At 52.2% G+C, this 13,378-nt stretch carries 9 protein-coding genes; 5 read left to right on the top strand and 4 right to left on the bottom strand.

Features of this window, described 5'->3' with window-relative positions; genetic code table 11:
* Nucleotides 1-257: 257 nt before the first annotated feature.
* Nucleotides 258-2,975 carry an aconitate hydratase AcnA gene (gene acnA, locus AC52PS_RS03245; RefSeq protein WP_495561599.1) on the bottom strand — a complete coding sequence of 906 codons (2,718 nt, stop codon included), beginning with the start codon at nt 2,973-2,975 and terminating at the stop codon, nt 258-260.
* 570 nt (nt 2,976-3,545) lie between these two features.
* Here acnA and AC52PS_RS03240 point away from each other — a divergent pair.
* Nucleotides 3,546-6,626 carry a hypothetical protein gene (locus AC52PS_RS03240; RefSeq protein WP_495561598.1) on the top strand — a complete coding sequence of 1,027 codons (3,081 nt, stop codon included), beginning with the start codon at nt 3,546-3,548 and terminating at the stop codon, nt 6,624-6,626.
* A gap of 7 nt (nt 6,627-6,633) precedes the next feature.
* On the opposite strand, the gene cysM is transcribed toward AC52PS_RS03240, so the two are convergent.
* Nucleotides 6,634-7,536 carry a cysteine synthase CysM gene (gene cysM / locus AC52PS_RS03235; protein ID WP_495561597.1) on the bottom strand — a complete coding sequence of 301 codons (903 nt, stop codon included), beginning with the start codon at nt 7,534-7,536 and terminating at the stop codon, nt 6,634-6,636.
* 290 nt (nt 7,537-7,826) lie between these two features.
* Between cysM and AC52PS_RS03230 the strand changes: the two genes are divergently transcribed.
* The 3 genes from AC52PS_RS03230 to AC52PS_RS03220 are packed head-to-tail and all read left to right on the top strand — an operon-like array spanning nt 7,827 to nt 10,361.
* Nucleotides 7,827-8,243 (top strand): OsmC family protein, encoded by a 417-nt coding sequence (locus AC52PS_RS03230; protein WP_495561596.1) that lies wholly within the window; start codon nt 7,827-7,829, stop codon nt 8,241-8,243.
* 24 nt (nt 8,244-8,267) lie between these two features.
* Nucleotides 8,268-9,491 (top strand): trans-sulfuration enzyme family protein, encoded by a 1,224-nt coding sequence (locus AC52PS_RS03225; RefSeq protein ID WP_495561595.1) that lies wholly within the window; start codon nt 8,268-8,270, stop codon nt 9,489-9,491.
* A 57-nt stretch (nt 9,492-9,548) separates the two neighbouring features.
* Nucleotides 9,549-10,361, top strand: a complete 813-nt coding sequence (locus AC52PS_RS03220; RefSeq protein ID WP_495561594.1) for an SDR family NAD(P)-dependent oxidoreductase — start codon at nt 9,549-9,551, stop codon at nt 10,359-10,361.
* Between the two features lie 34 nt (nt 10,362-10,395).
* On the opposite strand, the gene AC52PS_RS03215 is transcribed toward AC52PS_RS03220, so the two are convergent.
* Together AC52PS_RS03215 and AC52PS_RS03210 are read right to left on the bottom strand one after the other, a co-directional pair.
* Entirely contained in the window at nt 10,396-11,040 is a 645-nt protein-coding gene (locus AC52PS_RS03215; protein WP_495561593.1) for a hypothetical protein, read from the bottom strand.
* Between the two features lie 138 nt (nt 11,041-11,178).
* Nucleotides 11,179-11,886 carry a GIN domain-containing protein gene (locus AC52PS_RS03210; protein ID WP_495561592.1) on the bottom strand — a complete coding sequence of 236 codons (708 nt, stop codon included), beginning with the start codon at nt 11,884-11,886 and terminating at the stop codon, nt 11,179-11,181.
* A 41-nt stretch (nt 11,887-11,927) separates the two neighbouring features.
* On the opposite strand from AC52PS_RS03210, the gene AC52PS_RS03205 reads away from it, so the two are divergent.
* Complete coding sequence (locus AC52PS_RS03205) at nt 11,928-13,358, top strand: OmpA family protein (RefSeq protein ID WP_495561591.1); 1,431 nt, start codon at nt 11,928-11,930, stop codon at nt 13,356-13,358.
* The last annotated feature ends 20 nt before the right edge of the window (nt 13,359-13,378 follow it).

Raw genomic sequence — 13,378 nt, 5'->3', positions numbered from 1 at the left:
AATGGAACATAGCAGGCTGAATGAGATCCTGCTGGAGAGGATGTCCAGCAGGCCGTTTTTGAGCAAACTGAACATCGACAGTGAGATGGAGAAAACCTGGCGGATGAAGTGGAAGATTCCCGGAGGGAAGCTTGGCAGGTATGTACCGAAGTTTATTGCGGCGTAACAGTTTCCGGGCTAACTGCACCTCCGGATGGGCAATCCGGAGGTGCAAGCTGGAGGCAGCTGAGGCTGTTTCCACATTCTTTGGGGCATTATTAACTGTTTTTAACGAAATTCCTGAGCACCGTGTGAAGGATTCCACCATTCCTGAAGTATTCCACCTCAACTGAACTGTCAATCCGGCAGGTTACGGTGAATTCCTTTTTCCCACCTGAGGGATCAACCGCAGTCACCTTTATATCCTGCTTGGGTTTCACTGAATCATCAACTTGAATGCTGAATTTCTCTTCCCCGCTTAATCCCAGGCTTTCGGCAGTTTCACCATTTTTGTACATTAACGGGAGAACTCCCATACCGATTAGATTACTCCGGTGAATCCTCTCAAAACTTTCGGCGATAACCGCCTTCACGCCCAAAAGATATACCCCTTTGGCCGCCCAGTCCCGGCTGGAACCCATTCCGTAGTCTTTGCCCGCCAAGACAATGCTGGGTGTTCCTGTTTCCTTGTATCTTCGGCTTGCTTCGAAAATGCTGACCTTCTCTCCATCGGGGAAGTGGGTGGTCCAGCTGCCTTCGGTTCCCGGTGCCAATTGGTTTCTGAGCCGGATATTGGCAAAGGTTCCCCTGGTCATAACCCGGTCATTCCCTCGACGGCTTCCATAAGAGTTGAAATCAAAATAGCCGACCCCCTGCTCTTTCAGATATTTACCCGCCGGACTGCCCGGGTCAATTACACCTGCAGGCGATATATGGTCGGTGGTAACCGAATCACCAACTTTCACCAGAACCCTGGCATCCTCTACCGGAGCGATGGGAGAAACTTCGGTGCTCATATCTACGAAGAACGGCGGTTCCTGGATGTAGGTGGAATCTTCTTTCCAGCCATACACTTCCGATGAGCTCAAGTCTATGGCATTCCACTGGGGGTTACTGGTTTCGATGCCGCCGTAACTTTCCTGGAATGATTCCCTGTTCATGGCCCTTGCCACATACTCATCAATTTCTTCTTTCGTGGGCCAGATATCTTTCAGATACACAGGTTTACCGTCTTTTCCGGTTCCCAGGGGCTCACTGTCAAGATTTACATTCATGTTTCCGGCGATGGAATACGCCACACAAAGAGGAGGTGATGCAAGAAAATTCGCCCGGGTGTCCGGATTCACCCGGCCTTCAAAGTTCCGATTTCCCGAAAGTACGGCCGCAGCTACGAGATTGTTTTCCTGAATAGTTTTGCTTACAGCCTCGGGAAGAGGGCCGGAATTCCCTATACAGGTTGTACAGCCGTAGCCAACCAGGTGGAAGCCCAACTGTTCAAGATACGGCATGAGACCTGCAGTTTTCAGATATTCGGTTACCACCACTGAGCCGGGGGCGAAACTGGTCTTCACGAAGGGCTTGGAACTCAGTCCGGCTCCCACGGCCTTTTTCGCCAATAATCCGGCACCCATAAGTACTGAGGGGTTTGAGGTATTGGTACAGCTGGTAATGGAAGCTATAACAACATCTCCATGGGTCAGTTCTACCTCTTCTCCGCTGTCCAGAGTGACCTTAGCCTTTGTCCGTACGGACTCACTGCTCTCTTCAAAACCGCCATCTTTGATGGGGGCGGACATGAGCCGCTTGAACTCCGGAGCCACAGATTTGAGCTCAATCCTGTCCTGGGGTCGTTTAGGCCCGGCGATTGCGGGAACGATACTTCCAAGGTCCAGTTCAAGAATTGCTTCATAGTCACGGACATCGTCTTCACGCTGCCCCTCTTCCCGGTAGACTCCCTGGGCTCTGGTGTATGATTGAGCCAATTCCATCAGTTCTTCATCCCGACCGGTGGAATACATATATTCCAGAGTCTTGGCATCCACAGGGAAAAATCCGGCTGTGGCACCATATTCCGGAGCCATGTTTGCCAGGGTGGCCCGATCAGGAACCGAAAGCACATCCAGACCGGGGCCGAAATACTCTACAATCTTCCCCACAACTCCGTGGGCACGGAGAAGCTCGGTAACCCTAAGCACCAGATCGGTGGCCGTGGTTCCCGCGGGAAGATCGCCGGTCAGTTTCACCCCAACGACCGGGGGTGCAAGCATGTAAATGGGTTGACCAAGCATTGCCGCCTCGGCCTCTATTCCGCCCACACCCCATCCAAGAATACCCAATCCGTTGATCATGGTAGTGTGACTGTCGGTACCCACGAGGGTATCGAAATAAGCAAAATTTTCTCCCCCGTCTTGCTTATGCTGAACCACTTTTCCCAGATATTCCAGGTTTACCTGATGACAAATTCCACTGGCGGGGGGCACAACATGGAAATTTTCCAAAGCCCCCTGTCCCCATCTGAGAAATTCATAGCGTTCCTTGTTTCTTTGGAATTCCCGTTCAGCATTTTTCCGAAACGCTTCAGGGTGGGCATAAAAATCGATGCTTACCGAATGGTCAATAACGAGATTTACCGGCAACTGGGGATTTATGCGCCCCGGATCTCCCCCCATTCGTGCCATGGCGGACCGCAGTGCAGCCAGATCCACCACACATGGCACACCGGTGAAATCCTGGAGAAGAACCCGCGCCGGGGTGTAGGGAATTTCAACATCACTGGGCTTTCGGGGATCATAATTGAGAAATGATTTCAGATGATCGCTGGTAACTTCTTTTTCATTGATATTTCGCAGAACCGATTCCAATAGCACCTTTATGCTGTAAGGGAAACGGGAAATCTGAGGATACTTTTTCGCAAGCTCAGTAAGGGAAAAATATGAAAACTGTTTCCCCCCGACACTCAGACTCTGCTTTACACCAAATGTATCAGAATAGGGCATGAATTCTCCTTTTAGAATATCACCGGATAGCACCAGTGAGATGATTTGAAAAGAATAATAAAAAAACTCGGGTATATCCCATATTACCCATCATACGGCGACTCTGCAACATTTTTAAAAAAACGCGGACCGCATGCTGGCTCAGGGCATGCGATCCGCAAAAGGAAAAGGTATCGGCGGTGAAAAGGAGCAAAAACCGCCTCAGCCGATTCAAAGGATGTTTCATACAAAAAGGAAATTTAGGAGGCACGTAAGAACACCTTTTACATCTTATAAACCTATAAAGGGTTCATGGGTAACAAAAATACCCACACCCGGTGTATATTAATGAAAATGCCCCAAAGAGTGTGGAATTCAGTCGTATCGGTGAAAGCTTCAGGAAATAGACGAAAAATGTCGTGAAATCCATCCTATCGTTTTCAATTTTGCTGATCTGCTGTGTGGATCGGCATGGTTTCGTCTCAGCCGGGTGGGCCAGTACTGTAATGGAGCAGTTTCCACACTCTTTGGGGCATTCAATATAGGATTATTACAGCGGCGCCGTGTATTGCCCCACAAGGAGGAAGACTCATGCTGCACTTCCGAGCAGAAAATCAATTTTTCCAAAGCCCCCTTAGTGCCGTCCAGCGGGGACTGTGTATTATTGTTCTACTTTTGATTTGGCCGGGAGCCCCGGTGAACGGGGATTTGTATTCTGGACCCGTAGAGTTGCTCCAACTGGAGACACGGCATTTTTTGTTCATTTATCCTCCCGAATCGGCGGATGCGGCGGAATACCTGGCTGGAATTGCAGACAACATGTATGAGTGGGTGGCAGAGAACCTCAACACAGACACTGGATTCAGGCGATTTCCCGTGGTAATCACCCCGGACACCGATCTTCTTAACGGTTCTTTTACCATTTTCCCATCACAGCGGATCAGACTCTTTCAAGCTCCGCTTTCTCCATCCACCGGTTTCGCCCGCTATAATGATCCGCTGGGGAAGCTGTTTCTCCATGAATTAACCCATGCGGTTTCCCTAACTCTCAGATCTCCGTTTTTCAGTGTGGGGAAATTCCTTCTGGGAGATGTCGTCGCCCCCGCATATTTCACAGCCCCGCCGTTTTTTGTTGAGGGGGTAACCGTTGCGGCTGAAAGCGTCGATGGGTACGGCAGAGCCGACGACACTCCATATGCATCGGTAATTCAGCAGGATATTCTGGAAAACCGAATGATGAGTCCCATGGAAAGCAACGGGATCCGGGGAGCCTATCCTTCCGGTGCGTGGTATATCTACGGGGGATGGTTCTCCCGATACCTCATTGGAGAATACGGAAGGGATGCCTATGCAGAATTCTGGAATCTTCTGGGAACCGGACAATTGTACCAGGATGGCCTGTTCTGCGATGGGGCTTTCAGCAAGGCGTTCGGCCAACCAATTCAAAGCGTTTGGCAGGATTTTCGCTCCTGGATTTCCATTAAATCACCGGTATTCATTAACAACCGGGTGCTGGACGCCGAGTACCGGGTTATCGGGGCAACCGCCACCTACCCCGGAGGAATACTGTTTTCAAGCAGTCAGCGGGTATATCAGCTGGAGTGGGAAGATCCCGACGCTCTTGAAGCCGCCCTTCCTTCACCCGAGTCTCTGAAAATTAAATCCATCTTTCCGTCGGATAACCTTACTAACCGGATTGCCGTCCACGGGGACGAGGTGCTGGTGAGCACATACCGCAGGGATTCGGAAGGACAGTTCCGTGCAATCCTGAAATCGTTCTCCTTGGAAAATGGCCGTCCCATACCCGGCCCGTTGTTTCCCGGTCAAGACAATCTGTCCCTTCTGGAAGCGGTTCGGGATCCCCGGACGGGAAGCATTCTGGGCATCCGACCCCGGGGATACTCGGGAGATCTGGTTCGGGTCGATACGGACGGGAGGATCGAAACCCTTCTGGAGGGCACTCCCGGGCTGATTCCATCCATGCCCGTTCCCATGGGAAAGTACATTTACTTCCTGATTCAGCAGCGTGGAGAAAACCGCATCGCCCGGCGTACAGAATACGGCTCGGTTGAGGTCCTTGAAACCGGCATCCCTCTCCGGGGAATACGCAATATTTCCGGAGATGAAGAATCTCTGTACTTCATTTATGATAACGATTTCAGCCTTTTTAAGCTGGGAGTGTTCACCCCCGGTAAATCCTTGCGGATCCAGCAGGAGAGCATTAGCGGAGGTGTTCAATACCCGGTGGGCGCTGCGGGGGAAAGAATCGCCTATGTTGGGAATTTCAGCCCCGGGCAGCGTCTGATGCTCCATCCCGCCCGACTGACGAACTCCAGCCAGAACTCCAGCCAGAACTCTCACACAGTTTTCCAAGCCGACTCCCACATGAACATCAACTCCACCGAAAGACAGTCTTCCATTGAACAACTCACGGAGCTGGAATACAGCTGGATTGCTCTGGAATCCTTCTGGGATGCTGAGGGGAGCGGCAATTCCACAGTCGCTGAGCAGGGCTATGGCGGCATGGAAAACCTGTTCCCCGCAGACCAATCCCTTGAGTTCAGCCCTGAACCTTACGTCGTGCTGCCCTGGATTTTCACCCCCCGGCTGAGATATCCGTTGCTTAGCCTCAATCCCCGGGTGCTCAACGGGTCTGAAGATTCAGCGCTGATTACCGGGGGAGGTGCAGGCTTCAGCACCGAGGATCCCACATCCGCATTTAGCCTTACGGCAAATCTTCAGTATCTCTACGATCAGCCCTTCCTGCACGCGGATGTTCAATTGGGGATTTTCTCCCTTCCGGTGGCTTTTCGTCTGGGTTTCAGAGATTGGAGAATCTATAATCCAATAATTGATGGTGAACTGCAGGGAGACAGCCGGGAGCTATCGGTATCCTTGTCTGCATCCCAGAGAATCAGTCTCTATCCAATTTGGAGAAACATCAGCTGGGAACTCCAGTCGGAATTTATCCAGCAGTTTGATGAAGATCCTGTTGAGAATGCAGGCCCTTACGGGTGGGAATCCAGGGGTTGGCGAATTCCCATACTCGCTTCTTTGGGCTATGGCAGTATTCGGGATAATCCCCTCGACTCCCGTGGACCCGCGGGCTTTCAAAGCCGGCTATCCGGATTGGGAATTTTTTCCGAATCTGATCTTCTTCCCCCCACCGGGTATGCTGCCGTGCATATTGAAGGAGACTTGCCGTTCATGTACTCCCGGCTTCGCCTCTTTTCGGCGGTTTCTGTAGAGCAGTCCACGGATGTGAGTCCCGCCGGAGCGCTTATTCCCGGTGTGAGCCTGGGTTTTGACCGGAACTACAGTGTTCATCCGGGCTTTTCGGCTTCCGCCGAGTCGGGTGGGAAGATCTATGCCTTTGGGGAATTGCGCATGGGACAGAAGATACCTTTGAATACGGGTATTTTCAGTCTTGTCTATCTTCAGAATCTGAAGATCAAAGGGGGGCACAGGCTCTCTGTTCAGGATAATATATTGAAAGATGAAGGACGCGTGAATCAGTCAAGCTTTGCTGCACCCAGCATGGAATTCGTTATGAATGGAGGAGCCCTGGCCCGCACAGCATGGGAGCTGGGGGCCGAGTTCAGTTACCTATACGGCAATCGGGAAAACCCCTGGTACGTTTCTGTTTTTCTGACCCCCGCCGGCGGTTTTTAGCGGGATTTCAGGCGGGAAACACTCCGGTGGATAGATATCGGTCACCTCTGTCGCAAATAATGGTAACTATGAGGGCATCCTTTACTCCCGATTCTTCCAGTTCCCGGGCGATCCGGATGGCGACAGCCACATTTCCACCGCTTGAGATTCCTGAAAACAGCCCCTCATGGGAGGCAAGCATGCGTGCGGTACGTTCCGCCTCTTCTTTGGAAACCTCTTCGCTGCGGTCTATCCGGCTGGGTTCGTAAATATCCGGAAGATATTCCTGGGGCCAGGCTCTAATACCCGGGATTCCGCCCTGACTGTCGGGCCGGGCGCCCACAATTTGAATATTCTGCCGCTGTTCTTTGAGAAAACGGGATGTCCCCATGAGGGTACCGGTGGTACCGGTTGATGCCACAAAGTGGGTGACTTTCCCGTCGGTGTCCCGCCAGATCTCGGGCCCGGTCGTCCGGTAATGGGCCTCCGGGTTGGAAGGATTGCCAAATTGATTCAAGATAACCCCCTCACCGGCTGCCTCCATCTCCCTGGCCCGGTCGATGGAACCTTCCATGCTATGTTCTTTCGGAGTGAGGATCACCTCTGCACCATAGCTCTTCATCAGGGCAATCCGCTCTTTGCTCATATGCTCGGGCATGATCAACACCATTCGGTAGCCCCGGACGGCCGCAACCATGGAGAGTCCTATCCCCGTATTTCCACTGGTAGCTTCTATCAGGGTATCCCCGGGTTGAATTCTGCCCGCCTGTTCCGCATCTGCGATCATTTGCAGTGCCGGCCGGTCCTTCACGGATCCTGCGGGATTGTTTCCCTCAAGCTTGCATGCAATGATGTTCTCTCCGGTGTACAGCTTCTGGAGCCGTACCAATGGTGTGTTTCCGATAATCTCTTCAGTGGTGAATATACGCATTTGACTAATATAAGCATATCACGTTTGTTACTCAAGTTTACTCTGGACATTATTCCCGGCAATTTTTATCATAGGAGAAATTATTAGCAGTACGCTCATGTTTTCAGCAGAAACCCCGCAGCAATGCAGGGCACAGGCAGGATATACGGCGCGAGTAGGCCTATGTATGGGAATGTAATTGCCGGCTTGAGTTTTCCGGCGATGGACTTCGCCGGGTTGTATTGTCCGGTGGCGGGCCCCCATGGAATGGGGGGTAACCTCGTGTGAGAACTGGTAGTCTGGAGTAAAAAGTGAAAATACAGTTGGAACGAATGAATGATGCGGTGCATTTTCAAGCCCGCAACGAAAGCGGAGCCTCGCTTTATATTGACGGCAGTCCCTCAGTGGGCGGGGAAAACAAGGGAATGCGGCCCATGGAGACCGTCCTTGCAGGTCTTGCGGGCTGCAGCGCCATGGATTTGGTTTCGATCATCAAAAAACAGCGGATGACTCTGAAGGACTGTAAGATTGATGTGGATGCGGAACGGGAGAATGGGGTTCCATCCCCGTTCACGAAAATACATTTGCATTACCGGCTTTACGGAGAGCTGGATAGGGATAAGACCGGACGGGCGGTGGACCTGGCTGTGGATTCCTACTGTTCTGTGGCGGTAATGCTGGAAAAATCTGCAGAAATCACCCACAGTTTTGAGATCATCCGGGAATAGAGGTCCGGTGAGAGGAGGCATACCATGAGTGAACAACGGGCAAACAACGGGCATTCCGGTGCACGGGGGTTCAATACATCTGCAATCCGCAACAGAATGCCTTCTGCTGACATGCACGAGCACAGCTCTCCCATTTATATGACCTCCAGCTTCACCTTTGAAAGCGCAGAGGAAGCCCGGGATTTATTCGCCGGGGAAAGCCGGGGAAATATTTACAGCCGCTACAGCAACCCCAACACCGATGAGTTCATTCACAAAATGATGGTGCTGGAGCACTGCGAAGACGGAGTTCCCCTGGCATCCGGTATGTCTGCAATGTTTGTCAGCATTCTCGCACATCTGAACAGCGGGGATCATCTGGTGGCAAGCCGATCGATATTCGGTTCAACCCATCAAATTATCACTCAGATCCTGCCCCGCTGGGGAATTGAATACAGTTACGTGGATATCGGCAGTGAAGAGTACCGGGAACATCCCCGAAAGGCGTGGGAGGACGCAATCCGGTCCAATACCAAAATGCTTTTTTGTGAAACCCCATCCAATCCGGGTCTGGATATTATTGATCTTGAAATGCTTGGAGATGTGTGCCGGGAACAGGAAATTCTGTTCAACGTGGACAATTGTTTCGCCACCCCCTATTTCCAGAATCCTGCGGATTTCGGAGCACACATTGTCGGCCACTCCGCCACGAAATTTATCGATGGACAGGGACGCAGCCTGGGCGGTGCGCTGGTGGGCAGCAGAGAGGCCATAGAACCGATCCGCTTTTTCGCCCGCCACAGCGGCCCGGCACTCAGCCCGTTCAACGCCTGGATTCTCTCAAAGAGCCTGGAGACTCTCGGTCTGAGGATGGAGCGTCATGCGGATAATGCGGTCAACATTGTTGAATTCTTGAAAACCCGGCCGGAGATTTCATGGGTTAAATACCCTCATGATCCAGACCACCCCGGTTACCATACCGCCCTCAAACAAATGCGCCGGGGGGGGGCAATGGTGAGCTTTGAATTGAAACAGGGACTCGAAGCAGGCATCAGCTTTTTAAACAACCTGAAAATGATCAGCCTTACTGCAAACCTTGGTGACAGCAGGAGTATCGCAACCCATCCTGCAAGCACCACCCATTCAAAGCTCAGCGTAGAAGATCGCTCTGCGGTAGGTATCAGTGATGGGTTCGTACGGATATCAGCGGGTCTTGAAGATGCCGCTGATATCATTCAGGATATTCAGCAGGCACTGGAGAACAGCTGAAGACCGGCATCACGTCCAATTGCCGCGAACCATAGAACGAGAAGCAGGGAGAATGACATGTCAGAATCCACAACAACCGATCAGGTTGGGGAGCGCAAATGGGCTCTTATTACGGGAGCCAGTTCAGGAATTGGTGCGGCGTTTGCCCGACGTCTGGCCTCTCAGGGATACTTCCTGATCCTCAACGGACGGCGGGCGGAAAAGCTCACTCCCCTGAAGGCAGAACTGGAACGTCTATACCCTGGCAGACATGAACTTGTCATGGGCGACCTGAGAGAAGACGTTGTAATCGATGAACTCATAAATCTGGGCAACCGGCATGAAATCCATCTCCTCATTAATAATGCGGGCTACGGTGCAGGAAAAGACTTTCTTCAGGATGACGAGGCAGCTCAAATGGGCATGCTCCAGGTCCATTGCAGCGCAGTGGTTCGTCTGTGCAGGGGACTAATCCCCGGTATGCAACAAAGAGGGGAAGGCAGGGTGATAAACGTAAGCTCGGTAGCGGGAGAGCAGAGTTTGCCCAAGAGTGTGATGTACGGGGCAAGCAAGAGCTTTCTTACCCGCTTTACTGAGGCGCTTGCCCTGGAGCTTCGTCCCTGGGGTATTCGGATGCAGGCTCTACTGCCCGGGTTTACCCACACCGACTTCCATGACAAGCTGCCCGAGTGGGAACGGGAGAAACGGAACCGGGGTATCGTACGCTGGCAAAGCGCTTCTCAGGTGGCGGAGTATTCTCTAAAAATGCTTGAAAAGAAGCCTGGGAAAATTATCGCAATACCAGGATTTTTTAATCGGCTAATTGCCAAGATTCCCGTACTCCTGCCGAAGAAACTCTACTACGCAATGGCAGTGAGAATTACCCGGTAAACGGGGGAGGAAAACGCTACAATTCAGCCTGTTCTTATCTCCCGTCGGCATCGTGAATATCGTGGGGTAGCGGGTCATCCGCGTCCTCTATATTTATATCCACAGGTCGGGATTCTTCATCATCCCCGTTCCATGAGCTCTTGGAGTCTTCAGCTGTCTGGCTTGTACCGTTTTTTGTACCCGAATTTCTGGAAGAGCCTTCCCGGTTCATATTCTCATTCATTTTTGAAAAAAAAGATCCAAACTGATTCAAGCCGTCTTTTATAAATTCCCCGGCCTGTTCGGCGAAGCCTTCCATTGGTTCGGCGGCATCTTCCATCCCTTCCTGAACAGTCTTTTTCCCGCTGAATACATCCTGCATATTCCGCACTCCCCGTGCGAATTCAGGAAAGATGTCTCCGCTTCCAGTGGCAATCCGCAGCTGCTCCCGGTATATGGATGCCAGCCCCGGATATTCTTTCAGAAGCCACGCCAGCACCGAACGGAGGTACACCACCCTCTCCCGGTCACCGCCGCTCCTGGCCCGGCCAAGATCCTGAATAACGGCGGAAACCACTGCGCCCATCCGGGCTGACCGTTCGGCCTTTTCCAGTTCAAGTTCTCTCAAATACTGGGCGGCGCCCAGAAAGTTTTTGTCATTAAGCAGTTCGCTCAAAAGGTCTTTTTGTTCAACGGTCATGATTCCTCCTGACGAAAGTCAGGGACTGTTTTCGAAGCATGGATGCAGCCGGGCACTCCGCGCTGCATTCCATCCCCATCCCTGTTTCTTCTTTCTCATCGGCTGCATTTTCAACATCTGAAATTTGTTTACAGCCCTTTAGTCAAAGTACTCGAAACTTCCCAGACCGTCTATGCGAAAATCCTTTTCCGAGACAGTTCCGGTATACCGGACCTTCCCCACTCCATCGAGAGATCCGCTGATGGGTCCCCCGTCCATTCGTATGGAAACTTTTGCAGCCCCCTCAATACGAAGATCTGCAGTATAGGTGAGAGAATTTTCCAGGTTCACGTCTGCTGCCCCTTCGGCTTTCATACGAATATCGTTAAATTCGCAATCTTCCGCCCGAATTTTGGCCGCACCTTCCAGTCGGAGTTCCAGGGTATCCAGGTTCATACCGGTAATATCAACAGATGAAGCACCTTCAACAGATATCCGGGAAAGCTCATCCAGGTACACCGTTGCCCGCATTTCTTTGGCAAAGCCCCGAAAGCCTCGGGGTGCCGGCAGAGTGAGCTGGGAATCCTGTTGGGTCCGGATATCATCGATGATTTCCCCGGGAGCGTTCAGGGCAACCCGCTGAGCTCCGTTTTCCGCCGGTAAAATGCGTACATCCCACACTCCCCTGATCTCAAGTTCCGTAATATTGCGCAAATCCAATTCTGCGTCACTGAATTCGACATCCATTTCTGTCTCCACAAACTGTTTTCCACGGTTCACCATCAGGGTGACTGCAAGAATAATTAATACCACGGCAGCAATAATTCCGGCGGTAGCAATCCAGGTGTATTTTGAAGTTCCCGGCATGTTTTTTCCTCCTAAAGCTGGTAGAATAGCCCGGGGGGCTCATGAATTCCAACAACAGTACACTATTGTCCTTTGTAACAGATGGGAAGATCAATCCTGCTACCGCGATATTCTTCATCTTTTTTTCGGTCCTTGCTGCCCTTGTATCGGCACCTGCGGCGGGCCAGGAGCCAGAACTTGCGGTAATGATTCCCGAAGAGAGCACCTACCTCAGCAGGTATAATATCAGAGTATACCAAGATAACCGCTACCAGGGCCTTCGCTACAGCGAAATAACCGGTCAATTGAACCGGATAGACGGCGAGTACCACAGCAACTTCTGGCACAGCAATGAAACCACCAGAGATCTGCGTACCGTCATGGCAGCTGTGGATTCACGAAGCAGCCGGACTACAAATCTGGAGGAGCTGACCTACATCGAAAAACCCCTGAGCGGTTCATATCCCCGGCATCTGACTCAGCTCCCCGAGTACCGGAATTTCCCCCTCCTGCCCAGGGCGACCCTTCGCAGTCTGGATGGCCCGGGCATACCCCGGACGGGTTACAGCTATGAGGCCTTTGCCTATAGACTGGTAGATCCGGTAGGAAGGGGCGAGTTCACCCCCGTTCAGGTGTATGTCCGCTATATCTATCAGGGGACGGGTGAATATCTGGGTAGCATGGTTCATTTTATTGATGCGGACTTCGCCCTGCGCAGCGACGGGAGGCTCACCGGATTCCGGGTCCAGGGGAGTAACCGGGTGCGCATTGCGGTATTTCCCGGTGAAAGAACTAAAATCTTTATGAGCAATACCCTGACCGAACAATATCAGCTCCAATCCGGGAACATTATACGCCTGGAAGGCTTCGGGCAGACCTGGATCCGAACTCCCCGGCCGATTTTCCAGGATCCCCATTTTCTGCGGGGGATTGCATCTGCTGCCGATAGCTCAGGCCCCTCTCCTGTCTCCGATCCCCCGGGCCCCGCTCCTGTCCCCGATGCCCCAGCTCCCTCCTCTACGCAAGAGGACCCTGCTTCGACCCCATCTCCTGAGGCAGCGAATGAAGCCAGACTCTCCGCCCTCCCCGACCTTCCCAGTATTATTCCCTCAGATTCCGGAAATATTGAGGTCAGCAAGGATGAGCTGGGATTGAAGCTGAACATACCGGATATCAAATTTGCCGCAGACAGCGATCAGCTTCTCCCCGGAGAGATCTCCCGGGTGGACAGCCTCCATGAAATCCTGGCACAAAGCGGCCAGCGGCGGATTCTGATTATCGGCCACACTGCAGATATTGGAAACCCACGGGGACAGCAGCAGCTTTCCCAGGCAAGAGCCCGGAGAGTGGGCGAGCTTCTCATTGAACGGGGTATTCAGGCCGGTCGAATCCGTTTTGAAGGCAGGGGCGGTACAGAACCTGTGGGAGATAATTCCACTGCAGAGGGGAGAGCCAGAAACCGGAGAGTCGAGGTGATCATTCTGAATCAGTGAGTCGTGATTAGAACAGAATG

The organism is Salinispira sp., from assembly GCF_059431795.1.
The sequence above is the reverse complement of the archived record's forward strand: the minus strand, read 5'-3'. Positions and strand labels throughout refer to the sequence as shown.

Coding starts and splice junctions, on each gene's coding strand:
- acnA (WP_495561599.1), bottom strand. CDS start 2,975: ATGCCCTATTCTGATACATTTGGTGTAAAGCAGAGTCTGAGTGTCGGG.
- AC52PS_RS03240 (WP_495561598.1), top strand. CDS start 3,546: ATGCTGCACTTCCGAGCAGAAAATCAATTTTTCCAAAGCCCCCTTAGT.
- cysM (WP_495561597.1), bottom strand. CDS start 7,536: ATGCGTATATTCACCACTGAAGAGATTATCGGAAACACACCATTGGTA.
- AC52PS_RS03225 (WP_495561595.1), top strand. CDS start 8,268: ATGAGTGAACAACGGGCAAACAACGGGCATTCCGGTGCACGGGGGTTC.
- AC52PS_RS03220 (WP_495561594.1), top strand. CDS start 9,549: ATGTCAGAATCCACAACAACCGATCAGGTTGGGGAGCGCAAATGGGCT.
- AC52PS_RS03215 (WP_495561593.1), bottom strand. CDS start 11,040: ATGACCGTTGAACAAAAAGACCTTTTGAGCGAACTGCTTAATGACAAA.
- AC52PS_RS03210 (WP_495561592.1), bottom strand. CDS start 11,886: ATGCCGGGAACTTCAAAATACACCTGGATTGCTACCGCCGGAATTATT.
- AC52PS_RS03205 (WP_495561591.1), top strand. CDS start 11,928: ATGAATTCCAACAACAGTACACTATTGTCCTTTGTAACAGATGGGAAG.